Source organism: Pseudoalteromonas sp. SR44-5, assembly GCF_014163675.1.
GTDB lineage: Bacteria > Pseudomonadota > Gammaproteobacteria > Enterobacterales > Alteromonadaceae > Pseudoalteromonas > Pseudoalteromonas rhizosphaerae.
Genome location: NZ_JACJDT010000094.1, coordinates 1 through 3622, shown reverse-complemented (window position 1 = coordinate 3622; position 3622 = coordinate 1). Strand labels below are relative to the sequence as shown.

General features: G+C 34.2%; 4 protein-coding genes. All 4 read left to right on the top strand.

Annotated elements, in window-relative coordinates:
• Window positions 1-242, top strand: a 242-nt coding sequence (locus tag H5154_RS22405; protein WP_182719681.1) for a hypothetical protein, incomplete at its 5' end; no start/stop codon positions are given.
• Between the two features lie 23 nt (window positions 243-265).
• Entirely contained in the window at window positions 266-1501 is a 1236-nt protein-coding gene (locus tag H5154_RS22400) for a hypothetical protein (protein ID WP_182719680.1), read from the top strand.
• Window positions 1501-2724, top strand: coding sequence for a hypothetical protein (locus H5154_RS22395; RefSeq protein ID WP_182719679.1), 1224 nt, complete (start codon window positions 1501-1503; stop codon window positions 2722-2724). Before H5154_RS22400 ends, H5154_RS22395 begins: the two co-directional genes overlap by 1 nt.
• A 67-nt stretch (window positions 2725-2791) precedes the next feature.
• Entirely contained in the window at window positions 2792-3013 is a 222-nt protein-coding gene (locus H5154_RS22390; protein ID WP_182719678.1) for a hypothetical protein, read from the top strand.
• Window positions 3014-3622 lie beyond the last annotated feature (609 nt).

Sequence of the window (3622 nt, the reverse complement as noted above, 5' to 3'; positions counted from 1 at the left end):
TTACAAGTATTATTCAACCAGGTTACGCTGCAATTCCTGAGTTATGTTATTGCTTGCAAATATTTGACTTTGAGTCGCTGGATATTGACCTGGCCTATGATGTAATACAAGCGGATATGAAAACATTAATCACTGAGCAGTTTGGGCAGGGGTTAATAGCACATCTGCAAAGCAATGACGAAGGTAGAATGAGAAAAGAGATGCTCGACATCTTTATAAATAGCATTAAGGTGTTTGGCTAATAAATAACAAGGATAATAAAACAATGTTCATTTTAGAGTTTTATACTGTTGATACGATTTATGAGCACTTAAAAAAAACGGGTTATAAAAAAAATAAGCAAGATTTTATGGGGTCCATAGTAAGTTATTTTAAAAGAGTAAGTGCAGATCCCGATTTTACTACGTTTATGGAAACACTAGAAAGAAATGACCGCTCGTTAGATATTAAATCAAGTTCGCTCGCAATTGAAAGTATTGTCACTTATGAAAAACAAAACATTGAAAAATCACCTGTTGTAACGCTCTGGAATAAGTTTGCTTCTCATATAAGGGAAGGAGCAATTGCTCAGCAATTAAAAATTAAAACTCGAACAGAACTTAATAGTTCAAAACCTGTCCAGCATAGAATTTTAAATGATGAGTATTATGAACTTATTTATGAAAAATTATTTTATGCGAGTGTGCTAACCTTCATTCTTTATGCTTGCTTTAAGCGACAAGAAGCATCTTTTGATTGTATTGTTAATGCAGAATTGCCAAACATGTTAACTCCTGAAATTTCTAAATACAGAGCTGAGGATTTAGCTAAAAAGCATGTTGAGGGAATAATTAAATTGTTGTTCAAATCGTATTATGACGAGAGTCGCTCTTCGCAGCAAACAAATATACTTTTAGAGGATAGAAAGAATATTTATACCTTTACGCTCTTAGCTATTGTTTATAAGTATAGTTGCGTTAAAGATAAAAAATATGTGGGTGAATTAAATCATTATATTAATATACTAAAAAGTGGTCTTGGCTCTTCTGAAGAGCTGGACCGAATTAAGGAGCGATTAATTTATCATACATCACTTTTAGAAAAATTAATTAAGAAAATGCCTGAGTTTCTTCAGCACTCTTATAATGCTTCAGAACTTATCCACGAATGGGCCAAACCGGCACACTATGAAAAGCTATACAGAAACGCTAAATACTTTATCACAGGTCATACGATAACTTCTGAGGCAAGCTCCCTCAATAAAAAATACGCTGAGATAACTTGCGATGATTTCCCCATCAGAAGAAAAGGACAGGTACAACAAGAATCAGTTATGAAAGCAGCTAAACAATTTTTTTCAAAAGGGCTTATTTTGCTAGTAGCAACTCAAAATACCAAAGGACAAAATCGACTTCGTTGGAAAGACGAAGAGCTCAAAAACCCTGCTTTTATGTATCTGCATAAGATATTTGTAGAAGAAATACACACACAGCTTAACAAGCGATTTTTGGGAGAAATATAATGAACCTTATATTTGACTTAAATTTCGTACACATTATTTTTTCAGAAAGAGTCCTCTTTGATTTCAAAGAAATTCACAATAACGCGTTTAGTAAATTATTAGCTCACGCGCATTCACCATTATTTAATGTATTACCTTGCGAAAAAGCGAACATGCAAGTAGATACTAACGTTAACAAAAAGCCTGAATTGCTTATCATTGGTGTAGATGAACATGATGCTGAAAATGTAGTTATTTGCCTAGACGGTGTGCCTTATGATTTTTTTCACATCCATTATTGGCCCTTTTCTGTCACTGGTACTCAAGATGTAATACTCGCTAATTTAAGTAGTTATATAGATATATTTAGATTGAAACATCAAATAGCGAACAATATGCCTATTAATAAGATTCAATTAACTTTGGGGTCATTGCTAGAAGATATACATGTAACGATAGATGCGCGTTACACACATGACGATGAGTTCGATTATTCGCAGTATGAACATGACTGGCAGCAAGATATTGAGGAAAAGCATTTCGTTTTAAGTTTGTTTAACCACTACAAAGAAGTGACAATAATGCCTGTTTTTGAAGTTGATCCATATACGCACAACTTTTCACTTAAGCAAGACGAGGTTGGAGAGTTTAGCTTTCAAGTAAGGGGGCGTTACAAAGCAATATTTAATCGTAAGATGCTCTTAAAAACCACTCAATATTTACTTGATGGTGGAACTAGCTTTACCGATGATTGTTTACAGCAACTGAGTAAACTAAAACAATATTACGGCAATGCAGATAAAATTAATTATACAAGTGACATCATTGACTTTAATGCTCATTGTTACATTAAAAATCACTTACCTAGTTTTAGAGATAATCTTAATCGTATTAATAAGTACCAGCAAAAATTAATGAGTAACTGCTTTAATGAAACACAAAAAGCTAATGGCGCTAGAGGCCGTAAGCCAAATTCTGAAGTGAAAAATGAAACTGAAAATATGTATATACTGGCCAATGATGGTGATAACCAATATTACATTCTCAGCAAGTTATCAAATATAACTTTTGATGTATTTATAGATGGTAAAAAGCTTGAGCAACCTCCTAGTCTAAAAGTGCTACCTGAGGAATTAGATGAGTATCAACAATGCTTTGAGTTCACTTGTGAAACTACATCAGAATTGAGTTATGAGTTCAGAAGGCAAGCTGATAATCAAGTAGACTTATTAATTAGTCTGTAGGGGGTATAGCAATAAAGTTATTTGTTGTAGCTAGATCATTATTAATAATGAAGCCATTCCTAACCTAATGGCTTTATTTATTATGAGTATATTAAAAGTAGCTTGCCCACATTGCGGCAAACAAGTATTTACCACTCAGCCTTTTTCCACTGATGGAAACGGGAGTATGTATCCTATGATGTTGCATCAAGTATGTGCAGACCCTCATGCCAAAGCATTTTTAAAAATTTCTGTTCAGACAGCTTGCTTTGTTTGTGGGGAGCAGTTTTCAGTATTGTTTGTTGAGTGATTTAGCTTGTTTTAATCTAATTTAATTTGGTGCCAGGGGCTTTGCTGGGCTTATCATACTAAAAAAGTCAGTGAATTATTTGGTTATATGGGCTAATTAGGTATCAGCGGAGCCAGTTAATAGGGTATTTCAAAGTCCAGTTGGATGAGTTGCCGTCATTGTTTGTTGACTGAAGCCTTTAAATGTTCGGCAGCTAGTGTGTAATTTTATTTATTCAATTAGGTAGCGCTTTATAGACATTGTGAGATAAGCAACTCCTTAGAGTATTTTTTGATAGTTAGAAGAAAAAGCCATCAGATACTTATACCTGATGACATTGAGGGCTCTGTAATTTAGGCTCGATGCTCTCTTTCATACTCATCGATGAAATTACCATAATGCTGATAGAGTGTATTGGGTGAAGAGTGGCCCAAAAGCTTAGATATCTTCCAGTGATTTACTCCCTCAGAAATTAATTTAGGTGCAAACGTGTGCGCCTCATCTGGTGCATATTCTCACCAGCTTTGATCACCCAATGGCATTAACTTTGATCGCTTATTCTCATTAAGCTTTGATCACGAAAATTACGCGATAATGATCACTTTTGTGTTCTTAATGATTTTGCCGATC

What these genes read in the sequence shown, in the direction of transcription:
- H5154_RS22400 (WP_182719680.1), top strand. Translation starts at nt 266, where the DNA reads ATGTTCATTTTAGAGTTTTATACTGTTGATACGATTTATGAGCACTTA.
- H5154_RS22395 (WP_182719679.1), top strand. Translation starts at nt 1,501, where the DNA reads ATGAACCTTATATTTGACTTAAATTTCGTACACATTATTTTTTCAGAA.
- H5154_RS22390 (WP_182719678.1), top strand. Translation starts at nt 2,792, where the DNA reads ATGGCTTTATTTATTATGAGTATATTAAAAGTAGCTTGCCCACATTGC.